This window comes from Micromonospora sp. NPDC005298, from assembly GCF_040607375.1.
In the GTDB taxonomy this organism is placed as follows: Bacteria; Actinomycetota; Actinomycetes; order Mycobacteriales; family Micromonosporaceae; genus Micromonospora.
In genome coordinates, this window is the sequence record NZ_JBEXGP010000011.1 from 20,118 (window position 1) to 35,847 (window position 15,730).

At 73.1% G+C, this 15,730-nt stretch carries 11 protein-coding genes and 1 pseudogene; all 12 read left to right on the plus strand.

Annotated features, from left to right (window positions below):
• Nucleotides 1-157 precede the first annotated feature (157 nt).
• A pseudogene (gene rsmH / locus ABZS77_RS17425) lies at nucleotides 158-1,267 on the plus strand (16S rRNA (cytosine(1402)-N(4))-methyltransferase RsmH).
• On the plus strand, nucleotides 1,257-1,865 hold the full coding sequence (locus tag ABZS77_RS17430; protein WP_354823648.1) for a hypothetical protein: 609 nt from the start codon (nucleotides 1,257-1,259) through the stop codon (nucleotides 1,863-1,865). The pseudogene rsmH and the gene ABZS77_RS17430 overlap by 11 nt, the downstream one beginning before the upstream one ends.
• A 2-nt stretch (nucleotides 1,866-1,867) precedes the next feature.
• Nucleotides 1,868-4,072, plus strand: a complete 2,205-nt coding sequence (locus ABZS77_RS17435; RefSeq protein ID WP_354823650.1) for a penicillin-binding protein 2 — start codon at nucleotides 1,868-1,870, stop codon at nucleotides 4,070-4,072.
• A 52-nt stretch (nucleotides 4,073-4,124) separates the two neighbouring features.
• Complete coding sequence (locus ABZS77_RS17440) at nucleotides 4,125-5,687, plus strand: UDP-N-acetylmuramoyl-L-alanyl-D-glutamate--2,6-diaminopimelate ligase (protein ID WP_354823652.1); 1,563 nt, start codon at nucleotides 4,125-4,127, stop codon at nucleotides 5,685-5,687.
• Entirely contained in the window at nucleotides 5,684-7,081 is a 1,398-nt protein-coding gene (gene murF / locus ABZS77_RS17445; RefSeq protein ID WP_354823654.1) for a UDP-N-acetylmuramoyl-tripeptide--D-alanyl-D-alanine ligase, read from the plus strand. Before ABZS77_RS17440 ends, murF begins: the two co-directional genes overlap by 4 nt.
• Entirely contained in the window at nucleotides 7,078-8,202 is a 1,125-nt protein-coding gene (gene mraY / locus ABZS77_RS17450; RefSeq protein WP_354823656.1) for a phospho-N-acetylmuramoyl-pentapeptide-transferase, read from the plus strand. Before murF ends, mraY begins: the two co-directional genes overlap by 4 nt.
• A 358-nt stretch (nucleotides 8,203-8,560) precedes the next feature.
• On the plus strand, nucleotides 8,561-9,973 hold the full coding sequence (locus ABZS77_RS17455; protein ID WP_354823884.1) for a putative peptidoglycan glycosyltransferase FtsW: 1,413 nt from the start codon (nucleotides 8,561-8,563) through the stop codon (nucleotides 9,971-9,973).
• The gene (gene murG, locus ABZS77_RS17460; RefSeq protein WP_354823658.1) at nucleotides 9,973-11,079 is read left to right on the plus strand and encodes an undecaprenyldiphospho-muramoylpentapeptide beta-N-acetylglucosaminyltransferase; all 1,107 of its coding nucleotides are present in this window, start codon (nucleotides 9,973-9,975) and stop codon (nucleotides 11,077-11,079) included. The genes ABZS77_RS17455 and murG overlap by 1 nt, the downstream gene beginning before the upstream one ends.
• Entirely contained in the window at nucleotides 11,076-12,641 is a 1,566-nt protein-coding gene (gene murC / locus ABZS77_RS17465) for a UDP-N-acetylmuramate--L-alanine ligase (RefSeq protein WP_354823660.1), read from the plus strand. The genes murG and murC overlap by 4 nt, the downstream gene beginning before the upstream one ends.
• Nucleotides 12,638-13,456 carry an FtsQ-type POTRA domain-containing protein gene (locus ABZS77_RS17470; protein ID WP_354823662.1) on the plus strand — a complete coding sequence of 273 codons (819 nt, stop codon included), beginning with the start codon at nucleotides 12,638-12,640 and terminating at the stop codon, nucleotides 13,454-13,456. Before murC ends, ABZS77_RS17470 begins: the two co-directional genes overlap by 4 nt.
• A gap of 246 nt (nucleotides 13,457-13,702) precedes the next feature.
• Nucleotides 13,703-14,818 (plus strand): cell division protein FtsZ, encoded by a 1,116-nt coding sequence (gene ftsZ / locus ABZS77_RS17475; protein WP_354823664.1) that lies wholly within the window; start codon nucleotides 13,703-13,705, stop codon nucleotides 14,816-14,818.
• A gap of 9 nt (nucleotides 14,819-14,827) precedes the next feature.
• Nucleotides 14,828-15,571 carry a YggS family pyridoxal phosphate-dependent enzyme gene (locus ABZS77_RS17480; RefSeq protein WP_354823666.1) on the plus strand — a complete coding sequence of 248 codons (744 nt, stop codon included), beginning with the start codon at nucleotides 14,828-14,830 and terminating at the stop codon, nucleotides 15,569-15,571.
• Nucleotides 15,572-15,730 lie beyond the last annotated feature (159 nt).

Genomic DNA, 15,730 nt, shown 5'->3' on the forward strand with positions numbered 1-15,730 from the left:
TCCTGGCATCCCTTCCCCGGTGCCAGGCGCACGATCCAGTCATCGGGCGACGGTCCGGTGTCAGGCGGGAGCGGATGGGGATCTGGCGGTACGACGGCAGCGCCGACCGACGGCAGGCGCGTGAGAAGAACGGACGTTTCAACCAGTGGGGGTCAACATGGGGGAGTTGCGCGGCACGCACGTGCCGGTGCTGCTCGAGCGGTGTCTCGAGCTGCTGGCCCCCGCGCTGGGTCGAGGCGGCCGGACGGTGCACGTCGACGCGACGCTCGGTCTGGCCGGGCACGCGGAGGCGGTGCTCCAGGCGCACCCGGAGACGGTCCTCATCGGGCTCGACCGGGACACCGAGGCACTGGCACACGCGCGGGTCCGGCTGGCCCGGTTCGCCGACCGCATCCACCTGGAGCACGCCGTCTACGACGAGCTGCCCGAGGTGCTGGAGCGGCTGGGTTATCCGGGCATCGACGGGATCCTGTTCGACCTGGGGGTGTCGTCGCTGCAACTGGACGCGCCCGACCGCGGGTTCGCCTACGCCCAGGACGCGCCACTGGACATGCGGATGGACCAGACCCGGGGGGTGACCGCCGAGGAGGTGGTCAACACGTACGCCCACCCGGACCTGGCCCGGGTGCTGCGGGTGTACGGCGAGGAGAAGTTCGCCGGCCGGATCGCCTCGGCGATCATCCGGGAGCGGGAACGCGCCCGGATCACCTCGTCCGCGCTGCTGGCGGAGCTGGTCCGGGACTCCATCCCGGCGCCAGCCCGACGAACGGGCGGACACCCGGCAAAGAGAACGTTTCAGGCTTTACGGATCGAGGTAAACAGAGAGCTGGCAGCGCTGGAGACAGCGCTGCCGTCCGCGCTCGACGCACTGACCGTGGGCGGTCGCATGGTGGTCCTGTCCTACCACTCGCTGGAGGACCGGCTCACCAAGGCGGCGCTCGCGGACCGGGTCCGCAGTAAGGGCCCGATCGACCTCCCGGTTGAGCTGCCCGGGTCCGGTCCGACGTTCCGGCTGCTCAGCCGGGGCGCCGAGCTACCCGGGGAGGCGGAGATCGCCGCGAACCCGCGCGCCGCCTCGGTGCGGCTGCGGGCCGCGGAACGACTCGACCCGAACGCGACAGAGCAGGGGCGGACCGACCGCGAACGGTCCCGCCGACGGGTGAAGGGAATGCACCAACCGGGCACGGGGTCCGCCTGATCCGTGGGGGATCAGGGGCGCCGCGACCGTAGAGGGACGGATGTTGAGGGGGAGGGACATGAACATTGACAAGCGCGACCGCCGGGACGTCACCGGCGGCGGGCAGCGCACACCGCGGTCGGGGGGCCGGACCGCGGCGGAGCGGGCTCCGCGCGTGGGGAACGGTACGCCACGCATCGATCGAGTGAATCGGCAGGGGGAGGCTCGCGCCCGGGGGGCGCGCGAGTTCCCGACCCAGGGCAGCGCCGCGCTGCGTCCGGTCGAGAAGACCGGCGTCACGCCGACCGCCCGTCCGCCCCGGCTGCGGGTGGCGCCGCCGGCGCCGGTGTCGGTGCCGCGGGCGCCGTTCGCGGCCCTGATCGTGGTGCTGGTGGTCGGTGGGGTGCTGGGCATCCTGGCGGTCAACACCAAGATCAATGAGAACGCGTTCCGGTTGGAGAAGCTGCAGCAGCAGCAGGCCCGACTGGACCTGGAGAAGCAGCAGCTCGACAAGCAGATCGCCGAGGCCGAGGCTCCGGGGAACCTCACCGCCGAGGCGCGTCGACTGGGTCTGGTGGACGCCGGGGAGCCGGGGTACGTCCGGCTGCCGGACGGCAAGCTGCCGCTGGGCGTGCCGAAGCCGGCGACCGGCCAGCCGTCGGTGACCAGCCAGGGCGCGGGAGGCTGACCGTGCCACCGAGGTCGGACGAGCCGCGCCGGAACCCCACGGGGTCCCGGCGCGGTTCTTCGCGTGACACCGGGCCCGCCGACGGTGAGTCGCGTGCCGACGAGCCGGGCATCGGCGGCATCTCCGGCGCTCGGGCGTACACCCCTCGGGGTCGGACGGTCCGCGAGGAGCGCGGCGTGCCGGTGCGCGGCGCCGAGCAGCGGCGTACCCCCCGCAGCACCCGCTCGGGCGACCCGTTCCGGCCGGCGTTGCAGGTGCTCGACGGTGGCCGGGCCGCCGCCGCACGGGCCGCCCGGCGGGACGCGCCGGCGGCCGGTCGCGGCGGGGTCGTGCGGACCGTCGCGCCGCGCAACCCACGAGGTCCGGCGGGCGACGAGCCGCCGCCGCGGCGCCGCACCACCCCGCGCGCGCCCCGGCGCGCCGACCGGCCGGCGGCCCGCCGGCCGTCGCGCAAGCCGCCGCGTCCGCCGAAGCTCGCCGACCCGCGACTGCGGCTGCGGCTGGGCACCGCGCTCACCCTGGCGCTGTTCGCCGTCATCGGCGTGCGGCTGGTGTTCCTCCAGGCCGTCGACACCCCGGCGTACGCCGGCGGTGGCGTCGCCGATCGGACCCGCACGGTCGAGCTGCCCGCCCCGCGCGGCGCGATCTACGACCGGACGGGCGCCGAACTGGCCCACAGCGTCGAGGCGCGGTACGTGTTCGCCGACCCGACCGAGATCGAGGACGCCGGCGCCACCGCGAAGGCGCTGTCCCCGCTGCTCGGCATCCCGGCGTCGAAGCTCGCCGAGCTGATGCGGCCCCGCAAGCTGGAGAACGGCAAACTGTCCCGCTTCGAGTACCTGGCCCGGGGGGTGGAGATCCCGGCCGCCAAGCGGGTGCAGGCGCTGGAGCTGCCCGGCATCGGGGTGCACCGGGACGAGCGCCGGGAGGTGCCCGGCGGCGACCTGGCGGCCAACCTGATCGGTTTCACCAGCCAGGACATGGACGGGCTGGAGGGGCTGGAGGCCCGCTACGACGAGCTGCTCGCCGGGCAGGACGGCCGGCGGGTGTACGAGGCCGGCCTCGGCGACCTCGCCGCGCCGATCCCGGGCGGGTACAGCAAGACCACCCCGGCCAAGCCGGGCAGCTCGTTGAGGCTCACCGTCGACCGTGACCTGCAGTTCAAGACGCAGCAGATCCTCAGCACGGCGATGGCCCAGCAGCGCGGCGCCACCGCCGCGGCGGTGATCATCGACGTGCCGACCGGGGAGGTCCTGTCCCAGGCCAGCGACCCCACGTACAACGCGGCGAAGCCGCTGCCGAGCGACCCGGTCGCCCGGGAGGACGCCGCGACGAGCTTCGTGGTCGACCCCGGCTCGGTGCACAAGGCGATCACCTACGGCGCGGCGCTGCAGGAGGGCGTGATCACGCCGGACACCACGTTCCCCGTCGCCAACGCCATCAAGAAGGGCGACACCTGGTTCCCCGACACCCATCCGGCCAACGGCAGGCGGATGAGCATCCCGGGGATGCTCGCGTACTCGTCGAACGTCGGCGCCATCACCGTCGCCGACCGGCTCGGCCCGGACCGGCTGATCGACTACCAGAAGCGGTTCGGGCTCGGCCAGCCCACCGGGGAAGGTCTGCCCGGGGAGGCCAGCGGCCGGCTGCTGCCGGCCGAGGAGTGGAGCGATTCGTCGCGCGGGTCGGTGCCGATCGGGCACAGCGTCGACGCCACACCGTTGCAGATGGCCGCCGCGTACGCCGCCATCGCCAACGACGGCACGTACGTGCAGCCGCACCTGGTCAAGGAGGTGATCGGCCCGGACGGCAAGCGCACCCCCGCACCGGCGCCGGTGACCCGCTCGGTGCTCAGCCCGCAGAACGCGGCGGCCCTGCGCACCATGCTGGAGGCCGTCACCACCGTCGACGGCGCCACCGGGGTCACCGCCGCCGTACCCGGCTACCGGATCGCCGGCAAGACCGGCACCGGTTGGCGGTTGGTGGACGGCAAGAAGCAGCCGGGCGAGGTGTCCTCCTTCATCGGCATGGCCCCGGCGGAGAAGCCCCGGTACGTCATCGCGGTGTTCGTGTACGCGCCCGGCGGCGGGGGAGCCGCGATCACCGGCCCGGCGTTCCGCGACATGATGCAGTTCACGCTGCGTCACTACCGCGTACCGCCCTCGAACGGTGCTTCGAAGCCGAAGTTCGTGGTCTATCCGCGCTGAGCAGCGACGGCGGGACATCATCGGTGAGTGCCGACGAACCACCGGGGCGGCTGTGCGGCCGGAACCGGACGACCGGGTAGGGTCTGACGCCGTGCCCGGCAATCCACGTCCACGTACCGTGACCGGAGTACGGCTCGGTGATCTCGCCGTCCGGCTCGCCGTCGACCTGCCGGCGGACACCGCCGACGTGCTCGTCACCGGGGCGACCCACGCCAGCCAGGAGGTCCGCCCCGGCGACCTGTACGCGGCGCTGCCCGGCGCCCGCCGGCACGGCGCGGAGTTCGCCGCCGGGGCCGCCGAGGCGGGCGCGGTCGCGCTGCTGACCGACGCGGCCGGCGCGGAGCTGGCCGCCGGGACGGGCCTGCCCACCCTTGTGGTGCCCGACCCGCGCGCGGTCCTCGGTGAGCTGGCCTCGGCCGTCTACGGCGACCCGACCGCCGGCCTGACGGTGATCGGGGTGACCGGCACGGCCGGCAAGACGTCCACCGCGTACCTGGTCGAGTCGGGGCTGCGGGCCGCAGGGCACACCACCGGCCTGATCGGCACCGTGGAGACCCGCCTCGGCGACCTGGTGATCGACAGTGTCCGGACCACCCCGGAGGCCACCGACCTGCACGCCATGCTGGCGACCGCCCGCGAGCGGGGGGTGACCGCCGTGGTCATGGAGGTCTCCAGTCACGCCCTGGCGATGGGCCGGGTGGGTGGTGTCCGGTTCGACGTGGGCGGCTACACCAACTTCGGCTCCGACCACCTGGACTTCCACGCCGACAGCGCCGACTACTTCGCCGCGAAGGCGCAGCTCTTCGACGGCCGGTGTGCGGTGGAGGTGCTCAACCACGACGATCCGGCCCTCAAGCCGCTGTACAAGCCGGCGACTGTCACCTACTCGGCGGCCGGGGACGCGGCCGCGACGTGGTGGGCCGACGGTGTCGGCGGCGAGGGGTACGCGCAGCGGTTCACCGCGCACGGCCCGGACGGCGTGGTCGTGCCCGCCGGGGTGGCGTTGCCGGGTCGGCACAACGTGGCGAACGCGCTGCTGGCCATCGCCATGCTCGTCGCCGTCGGTGTGGACCCGGCGACCGCGGCCGACGGCGTGGCCGCCTGCGGTGGGGTGCCCGGCCGGTTGCAGCTCGTCGACGTCGCCGCGCCGGTACGCGGGGTGGTCGACTACGCGCACAAGTCGGACGCCATCGTGGCCGCGCTCGCCGCGCTGCGGGAGTTCAGCGCCGGCCGGTTGATCTGCGTGATCGGCGCCGGCGGGGACCGGGACCGGGGCAAACGGCCGGTGATGGGCGCCGCCGCCGCGCAGGGGGCCGACGTGGTGCTGGTGACCGACGACAACCCGCGTACCGAGGACCCGGCGGAGATCCGCGCCGAGGTGCTCGCCGGGGCGTACCGGGCCGGCGCGGCCGCCCGGATCATCGAGGTGGCCGGTCGCCGGGCGGCGATCGACGAGGCGGTCCGGCTCGCCGAGCCGGGCGACGTCATCGCGCTGCTCGGCAAAGGCCACGAACGTGGCCAGGAGGTGGCGGGCGAGGTGTACCCCTTCGACGACAGCACGGAGCTGGCCGACGCGCTGCGGGCCCGGTTCGGGGATCTGGCGGGCCAGCGGTGATCGCGCTGAGCCTGGCCGAGGTGGCCGCGGCGGTCGACGGGCGGCTCGTCGCCGCCGACCCGGCGGCCACCGTCACCGGCACCGTCGAGTTCGACTCGCGCAAGGTGGGCCCCGGGTCGCTCTTCGTGGCGTTCCCCGGTGAGAAGGTCGACGGGCACGACTACGCGGCGACGGCGGTCCAGGCCGGCGCGGTGGCCGTGCTCGGCAGCCGAGAGGTGCCAGGCGTGCCGATGGTGCTCGTCGACGACGCGCTGGCCGCCATGGGTCGGCTCGCCCGCGCGGCCGTGGACCGGCTGCCCGAGCTGACCGTGGTCGGCGTGACCGGCTCGTCCGGCAAGACCACCACCAAGGACCTGATCGGTCAGCTCACCGCCCGACTCGGCACGACCGTGGCGCCGCCCGGCTCGTTCAACAACGAGCTGGGCCACCCGTACACGGCGCTGCGGGCCGGACCGGACACCCGCTACCTGGTGATGGAGAAGGGCGCCCGGGGGATCGGGCACGTGCGCTACCTGTGCGAGCTGGTGCCGCCCCGGATCTCCGTGGTGCTCAACGTCGGCACGTCGCACATCGGCGAGTTCGGGTCGCAGGAGGCCATCGCCCAGGCCAAGGGCGAGCTGGTCGAGGCGCTGCCACCGGACGGGCTGGCCGTGCTCAACGCCGACGACCCGCGGGTGGACGCGATGGCGAGCCGTACGCGCGCCCGGGTGGTCCGCTACGGCGAGGCGCCCGACGCGGACGTACGGGCCGAGGACGTCACGCTCGACGAGCGGGGGCGCGCGTCGTACACCCTCGTCGTGCCGGAGGGCCGCGCCCCGGTGCGGCTCGGGGTGACGGGCCGGCACCAGGTCGGCAACACCCTCGCGGCGGCGGCGGTGGCGCGCGAGCTGGGCATGCCGCTGGCCGAGCTGGCCCCGGCCCTCGGCGAGTTGAAGCTGGTCTCCACGCGACGGATGGACGTCTTCGACCGTCCCGACGGGGTGACCGTGATCGACGACTCGTACAACGCCAACCCGGCCTCGATGGCGGTGGCGCTGCGGGCGCTGGTCAGCATCGGTCGGGGCCGGCGTACCGTCGCGGTGCTCGGTTACATGGCCGAGCTGGGCCCGTTCGAGTCCGAGGGCCACGCGCAGACCGGCCGCCTCGCGGCCGAGTTGGGCGTGGACCGGGTGCTCGTGGTGGGCGAGCCGGCGGCGCCGATCCACGAGGGCGCCACATCAGTAGGTGACTGGGGAGGAGAGTCGGTGCTGCTCACCGATCAGGCGGCGGCCGTCGAGGTGCTGCGGGGCGAACTACGACCGGGGGATGTCGTCCTGGTCAAGGGCTCCCGCTACCGGACCTGGGAGGTGGCCGACGCCCTGCGCGCCGACACCGCCGGGGAGGCGAGTCGATGAGGGCCATCATCGTCGCCATCGGGGTGGCCTTCGTCGTCTCGCTGTTCTGCACCCCGATCGCGATCAAGGTGTTCACCCGGCTCAAGGCAGGCCAGCCGATCCGGTCCGACGGCCCCGCCATGCACCAGGGCAAGAAGGGCACGCCCACGATGGGCGGCGTGGTCTTCATCCTGGCAACGGTGATCGCGTACGTGGCCGGCCACCTGGCGCTGACCACGCTGCCGGACGCGCAGATCGCGCAGGTGGAGCCGACCATCACCGCGCTGGTGCTGCTGGGGCTGATGGTCTTCTCCGGCGCGGTTGGCTTCCTCGACGACTTCCTCAAGGTGCGCAAGCGCAACAGCGCCGGTCTGAACAAGCGCGGCAAGCTGCTCGGCCAGATCCTGGTGGGCGCGGTCTTCGGCGTGGTCGCGCTGTACTTCCCGAGCACGATGACCGACGCGACGGGCGCGAAGACCAACACCGAGACGGTCGGCAGCACCACGTTGAGCTTCATCCGGGACATCGACGCCCTGGAGGTCAGCAAGATCGGCGCGGTGATCATCTTCATCTTCGTGGTGATGGCCGCGACGAACGGCGTCAACCTCACCGACGGTCTGGACGGTCTGGCCACCGGCGCGTCGGTGATGGTGCTCGCCGCGTACGCGTTGATCGCGTTCTGGCAGTACCGGCACTGGTGCGCCGACCCGAGCTACACCCAGGACTACTGCTACGCGGTGCGCGACCCGTTGGAGATCGCGTTGATCGCCGGGGCCGCGGCCGGGGCCTGCGTGGGCTTCCTGTGGTGGAACACCTCGCCGGCGCGGATCTTCATGGGTGACACCGGGGCGCTGGGCCTCGGCGGTCTGATCGCCGGCATGGCGATGTCGACCCGCACCATCCTGCTGCTGCCGATCATCGGCGGACTCTTCGTGATCATCACGATGTCCGTGGTGATCCAGATCATCTCCTTCCGTACCACCGGCAAGCGCGTGTTCCGGATGTCGCCGCTCCAGCACCACTTCGAACTGGCCGGCTGGAGCGAGGTCAACATCGTGGTCCGCTTCTGGATCATCGCCGGCATCGGCGTGGCCATCGCCCTGGGCCTGTTCTACAGCGAGTTCCTCGCCAACATGACCTGACCCCCCCACCCCGAACCCCGCGCGATCTTGCGGTTTCGGACCCCGGAGTGCCCTGTTCTGTGGCTTCTGTCCGGGCAGGAAGTGCAAGATCGTGCGGGGAGGGGGCCGACACGCCCGGTGGGGCGTTGTCGGGCTCTCGGGCGCGTCCAGCGGTGATGATGTCCGGGTGGGGGAGGAACTCGGTACTGAGGACAGGACGGGCGGGCGACCGCGACGGGCACCGGGCGGGGCACGGACCGCTGAGGCCGGCGCACCGCCGGACGACGCGCGCGGCCCGGAACCGGGGGCCGCGCGGCGTGCCCCGGCACCGGACACGCCGGGCGGGGAGCCGCTGCGCGGGTTCGACGCGGCCGGCGGGTTGGCGGCGCTACGGGGCCTGCTGGACCGTCCGCTGGCCTCCTACTACCTGCTGCTGTCCAGCGCCGGTCTGCTGCTGCTCATCGGGTTGACCATGGTCTTCTCGGCGACCAGCGTGAAGGACTACGCCGTGGACGGCAACGCGTCCGCCTCGCTGACCAAGCAGGCCATCTTCGCGGTGATCGGCATCGGGGCGTTCTGGATCTGCCAGCGGCTGCCCGCCAGCACCTACCGGTCCCTGGGCCGGCCGCTGCTGTTCACCGCGGTGGCGCTGCTGCTGGTGCTCAACCTGCTGGTGGCATACGGCCGGCTCACCCGCCAGCGGTCGGTCGGGTTCGGACCGATCGAGGCGCGGCTGAACTGGCTCTTCATCGGCGGGACGCAGGTGCAGCCGTCCGAGCTGGCCAAGTTCGCGCTGGTGCTGTGGGGCGCGCACGTGATCGCCCGCAAGGGCGCCGCGCTGGGCTGGTGGCGGGAGCTGGCCACGCCGCTCTTCCCGGTGATGGGCCTGCTCTTCGTCCTGGTCGGCTACAACGACACCGGCACCATGCTCTGCCTGTTGGCCCTGGTGGTCGGCCTGCTCTGGGCCGCCGGCGTACGGGCGCGGGTGTTCGGCGCGCTGATCGTGGTCGGCCTGCTCGGCGTCGGCCTGCTCATCGCGGTCGCCTCGCTCGGTGCCGGCTCCGGCGAGCGCGGCGCGGAAAACTACCGGCTGGCGCGGCTCACGTCGTTCATCAACCCGCCCGACCCGCAGGAGTGCAAGCTCGACGGCTGCCTCCAGCTCTACCAGGGTCGGCTCGCCATCGAACACGGCGGCTGGTTCGGCGTCGGGCTGGGCAAGGGCAGCCTCAAGTGGGACTGGCTGCCCGAGGCGCACAACGACTTCATCTTCGCGATCATCGCCGAGGAGCTGGGCGTGATCGGCTGCGCCGTGGTGCTCGCCCTCTTCGCCGTCCTCGCGTACACCGGGCTGCGGATCGCCCGGCGGGTCGACGACCCGTTCCGGCGGCTCGCCGCCGCCGCGGTCACCACCTGGCTGGTCAGCCAGGCCGTGATCAACATTGGTGGGGTGGTCGGGCTGCTGCCGATCACCGGCCTGCCGCTGCCGTTCATCTCCGACGGCGGAAGTGCCCTGGTCGTGACGCTGGCCGCGATCGGCATGCTGGCATCCTTCGCCCGCGCCGAACCCGATGCGGCCAGAGCACTGCATGCCCGTCCGCCGGCCCGGTGGGTCCGACTACTCTGGGCCCCGTTACCGCCGCTTCCCGGCCGGCGTCGCCGCCCGGCGTCGCCGCCCGCGGCCCGAGGGCCCGTGCCCCGGTCGCGGGAGCGGCGGAAGGACGACCAGGCCGCACCGCGCGGCGTCCGGCAGGACCGGGCTCGCGGGGGTACGGCGAGCGAGAGGAGACGCTGATGGGTCCGCTGCGTTCGGTGGTGCTCGCGGGAGGTGGCACCGGGGGGCACATCTACCCGCTGCTCGCCTTCGCCGACTGCCTGCGCCGACACGACCCCGGCGTCCGGATCACCTGCCTCGGCACACCCAAGGGCATGGAGAACGAGCTGATCCCGCCGCAGGGCTACGACCTGCGGCAGATCCCGGCGTACCAGCTGCCCCGGTCGGTCAACATGAACCTGGTGCGTACCCCGGGGCGGATGTGGACCGCGGCCCGCGCCGCGGGCAAGGTGATCGACGAGGTGCGCGCCGAAGCGGTGGTCGGCTTCGGCGGGTACGTCTCGGTGCCGGCCTACCTGGCCGCGTGGCGTCGGGAACTGCCCATGGTGATCCACGAGGTGAACGTGCCGCCGGGCGTGGCCAACCGCCTCGGCATGAAGTTCACCAAGAACATCGCCGTCGGCTTCCCGCACCAGCCGAGCCAGGCCGAGGCGCTGCGCGACGCCACGGTCGTCGGCGTGCCGCTGCGTCGCAGCATCGCCACGCTCGACCGGTACGCGCTGCGCAACGCCGCCCGCGCCCACTTCGGGCTTCGCCCCGACCTGCCGGTGCTCTTCGTCGCCGGCGGCTCGTCGGGTGCCCGCTCGATCAACCTGGCGGTCTCCGGTGCGGCCAAGGAACTGGCCCGCAACGGCGTGCAGGTGCTGCACGTGATGGGTGCCCGCAACGAGCCGGTGCCGATCCCCACCGACCTGCCGGTGCCGTACGTGACGCTGCCCTACCTGTCCGACATGGAGCTGGGCTACGCCGCCGCCGACCTGATGCTGGCCCGGGGCGGGGCGATGACCGTCGCCGAGGTGTCCGCGATCGGGCTGCCCACGATCTTCGTGCCGTACCCGCACAGCAACCAGGAGCAGAAGCGCAACGCGCTGCCCGTGGTCGAGGCCGGCGGTGGGGTGCTCGTCGACGACGCCGAACTCACGCCGGACTGGTTGGAGCGCACCGTCATCCCGCTGATCCGTGACCCGCAGCGGCTGTACGCGATGGGCGCGGCGGCGGCCGCGTACGGGCGGCGCGACGGTGACGAGGCGCTGCGGTCCTTCGTGCTCGCGGCGGTGGCCCGATGACCGCGCAGTTCACCCCGGCCGGCACGCTGACCGCCGAGGACCTGGGCGCCGTCCACCTGATCGGCGTGGGCGGGGTGGGCATGCTCGGCGTGGCCCGACTGCTGCTCACCCGGGGCATCCGGGTCTCCGGCAGCGACCTGCGCGAGTGGCCCTCGCTCGCGGGTCTGCGGGCGCTCGGCGGCACCATCTACCTCAGCCACGAGGCGACGAACCTCGACGGTGTGGACACAGTGGTCTACTCGTCGGCCATCCCGCAGGACCACCTGGAACTGGTCGAGGCGCGTCGGCGTGGCCTGCGGGTGCTGCACCGCTCGGAGGCGCTCGCGGCGGCGATGACCGGCCGCCGGGCGATCGCTGTCGCCGGCACCCACGGCAAGACCACCACCACCTCGATGGTGACGATGGTGCTCCAGCAGGCCGGTGTGGACCCGTCCTTCGTGATCGGCGGGGAGATCTCCGAGGTCGGCTCGGGCGCCCACCACGGCACCGGCGAGTACTTCGTGGTCGAGGCGGACGAGAGCGACCGCTCGTTCCTCATCTACCGCCCGTTCGTCTCGATCATCACGAACGTCGAGGCGGACCACCTGAACACCTACGGCGACTACGCGACGCTGGAGGCCGCGTTCGTCGAGTTCGCCCGCCTCACCGACCCGGAGGGGTTCATCATCACCTGCGCCGACGACCCGGGTGGTCGCCGGCTGGCCGAGACGCTGCGCGCCGAGGGCCGGCGGGTCCACACGTACGGCGAGGCGGCCGACGCCGACCTGCGGCTGAGCGAGATCTCCTCCTCGTCGCGTGGGGTGCGCTACCTGGCCACGATCGACGGTCGGTCGCTCGGCGAGTTCCGGCTGCCGGTGCCGGGGCGGCACATGGGCCTCAACAGCGCGTCCGCCGTGCTCGCCACGTACCTGCTGGATCTGCCGCTGGAGGCGGCGGAGGCCGCGCTGGCGGTGTTCCCGGGCGTGCGGCGGCGCTTCGAACGCAAGGGTGTCGCGGACGGCGTGCTGGTCTACGACGAGTACGCGTACCACCCGACCTCGATGACCCTGGCGTTGCAGACGCTGCGCGAGGTGGCCGGGGACGGGCGACTCATCGTCGTCTTCCAGCCCTACCGGCTGTACCGGACCCGCGACTCGCAGGCCGAGATCGCCGAGGCGCTGGCCATCGCCGACGAGGTGGTGCTGCTCGAGGTCTTCGGGCCGGGTGAGCTGCGCCAGCCCGGCGAGGGTTCGGCGGCGTTGATCGAGGCGGTGGCGCTGCCCGCCGAGCGGAAGATCTTCGTGGACTCGTGGGAGGCGGCGCCGGTCGAGGTGGTCCGTCGAGCCCGCCCCGGGGACGTCGTGGTGACCATGGGCGCTCCGCCGATCTCGCTGATGGGCGACGAGCTGCTGGCCGGTCTGCTGGCGCGTACCGCCGGCGCCGGCTCGACCGCGACGGTCGACCCGGTGGCGACCACCCCGGCCGTCGGCGAGCCGGTGGCCGGTGGCGCCACGGCCGGCGGCGACGGTGCGGCCCTGGGGGGCACCGCCGCTCCGGACGGCGCGGCGCCCACGGCCGGATGAGCCCCGGCCCGGCCCGAGGACGGACCAGCGCTGCCGAGGGCGGCGCGCCCCGCCGTGGACCGGTACGCCGGTGGCAGCTCGTCCGGGCGAGCAGTGACGCGGTGCCGCCGTCGACCCGCCGGTTCATGGCCCGTGCCCGACAGCGCCGGATGCGTGCCGCCCTGCCGTGGGCGGTGGCCGCCGGGGTGCTGGCGGTGGCCGGCCTGGTCGCGTGGACGGTGCTGGGCACCGGGTTGTTCGGCGTGCGTGAGGTGCGGGTGGAGGGTGCCGGTCTGGTCACCCCGGTGCAGGTGCGCGACGCGGTGGGTGTCGCCGACGGGGTGCCGCTGGCCCGGGTGGATCTGGCCGCCGCGGCCCGTCGGGTCGGTGAGCTGGCGCCGGTGGAGCGGGCGACGGTGTCCCGGGACTGGCCGGGGGCGTTGGTGGTCCGGGTGACCGAACGGACGCCGGTGGCGGCGGTGCCCCAGGGTGAGGCGTTCACGCTGATCGACCGCAGCGGGGTGGCGTTCCGGACGGTGGCCCGACGGCCCGCCGGGCTGCCGCTGGTCACGGTGGCGCGGCCGGCCGGCGACGACCCGGACACCCGCGCCGCGCTGGAGGTGCTCGTCGCGTTGACCCCGCAGCTGCGCGCCGAGCTGGTGGACGTGAACGTGGAGGGGCTGGCCCGGATCAGCCTGCGACTGCGCGGGGACCGGACGGTCGTCTGGGGTGACGCGAGCCGGGGTACGGACAAGGCCCGGGTGGCCACGGCGCTGCTCGGTGAGGAGACCGACCGGATCGACGTGAGTGCGCCGGACGTGGTGACCTTCCGCTGACCGGGGAGGGTGCGCCGGACGTGACGAGTCGCGCTCCGGCCGGCGACACGCCGGTCGGGTCCTTGGCTCATCGCGCGGCGGCGCTTACGTTGCCCCGAAGAGGTTCAGTGGTTGACATAACTGTAAGCCTCTAGTAGAGGGTGAGGGTTCACCTCTGATCCTCGCTGGTGACAGCTGTCGTCGGCCGCTGGTCTGGCCACGCCGTACCGGTCGGCCGAAGCCAATCTCGAACGGAAAGGACCGGAGATGACACCTCCGCACAACTACCTGGCGGTCATCAAGGTCGTCGGCATCGGGGGCGGCGGCGTCAACGCCGTCAACCGGATGATCGAGGTTGGGCTCAAGGGCGTCGAGTTCATCGCGATCAACACCGATGCCCAGGCGCTGCTGATGAGTGACGCCGACGTCAAGCTCGACGTCGGTCGTGAGTTGACCCGTGGACTGGGCGCGGGCGCCAACCCGGACGTCGGCAAGAACGCCGCCGAGGATCACCGCGACGAGATCGAGGAGGTGCTCAAGGGCGCCGACATGGTCTTCGTGACCTGCGGTGAGGGTGGCGGCACCGGGACCGGCGGCGCGCCCGTGGTGGCGAACATCGCCCGCAAGCTCGGCGCGCTGACCATCGGCGTGGTGACCCGGCCGTTCTCCTTCGAGGGCAAGCGCCGGCAGGTGCAGGCCGAGTCGGGGATAGACGAACTGCGCAACCAGTGCGACACCCTGATCGTCATCCCGAACGACCGGCTGCTGGCGCTGGGCGACCGCAACATCAGCATGATGGACGCGTTCCGCACGGCCGACCAGGTGCTGCTCTCCGGTGTGCAGGGCATCACCGACCTGATCACGACCCCGGGTCTGATCAACCTGGACTTCGCCGACGTCAAGAGCGTGATGAGCGGCGCCGGCAGCGCGTTGATGGGCATCGGCAGCGCCCGCGGCGAGAACCGCGCGGTGGAGGCCGCCGAGGCCGCCATCTCCAGCCCGCTGCTGGAGCAGAGCATGGACGGCGCGCGCGGTGTGCTGCTCTCCATCGCCGGCGGTTCCGACCTGGGTCTGTTCGAGATCAACGACGCGGCGCAGCTGGTCACCGACGCGGCCCACCCGGACGCCAACATCATCTTCGGTGCGGTGATCGACGACGCGCTCGGTGACGAGGTGCGGGTGACGGTCATCGCGGCCGGCTTCGACGGGGGTACTCCCGCGTACAAGGCGGCCGAGCCGGCGCGCAAGACGAACACGAACCAGCCGGCGCCGCAGAGCGCCCCGGTCGCGCCGCCGACCACCATGCCGGCGCCGACCCAGTCGCCGCGGCGGGTGCTCTTCGACGACGTGGACGTGCCCGACTTCCTCAAGAACGGGTCCTGAGCCGCGCCGATGACCGACAGTTCAGCCACGGTACGACCGGACCGGCGCGCCGAAATCGCGGCCGGCCTGGACCAGGTCCGGGCACGGATCGCCGGTGCCTGCGCCGACGCCGGCCGGGACGTCGCCGAGGTCACGATGATCGCGGTGACCAAGACCTACCCGGCCGGCGACGTGCTGGCGCTGGCCGGGCTCGGGGTGACCGACGTGGGGGAGAACCGCGACCAGGAGGCCGCCGGCAAGGCCGCCGAGGTGGCCGCGGCCGGGGTGACACCCCGGTGGCACTTCATCGGCCAGCTGCAGCGCAACAAGGCCCGCTCGGTGGTCCGCTACGCCGACGTGGTGCATTCCGTGGACAGCGTCCGGCTGGCCCGGGCGCTGGGCACCGCAGCCGCGGACCGGGAGCGGCCGCTGGAGGCTCTGGTGCAGGTCAGCATCGACGGCGATCCGGCCCGGGGTGGGGCGCTGCCCGGTTCGGCCGATCCGGGCAGCGGGCTGGAGCCGGTGGCCGAGGCGGTGGCCGCCGCGCCGTCGTTGCGGCTCGCCGGTCTGATGGCGGTGGCGCCGCTGGGCTGGGCTCCGGAGCGGGCCTTCGAGCGGCTGGCCGAGGTGGCGGAGGCGTTCCGGACCCTCCATCCGGGAGCGAGCGCCCTGTCCGCGGGAATGAGCGGAGACCTGGAAATCGCGATCCGGTACGGCGCGACACATGTCCGCGTCGGTAGCGCGTTGCTCGGAATGCGCCCCACGCTGCGGTAGCCTGACCGCAAGACATGCAAATTACATCAGTGTTGTTTCAGGAGCGGCGTCTCCTTGTCGGGGGGTCGTGGCATGCGACGCGAATCGCGTGCCAGGGGATTGCCGTTCCGGTCCGATGGGCATGGTTGTCCACTCGCGACGGGCGACATGGCACGGGGG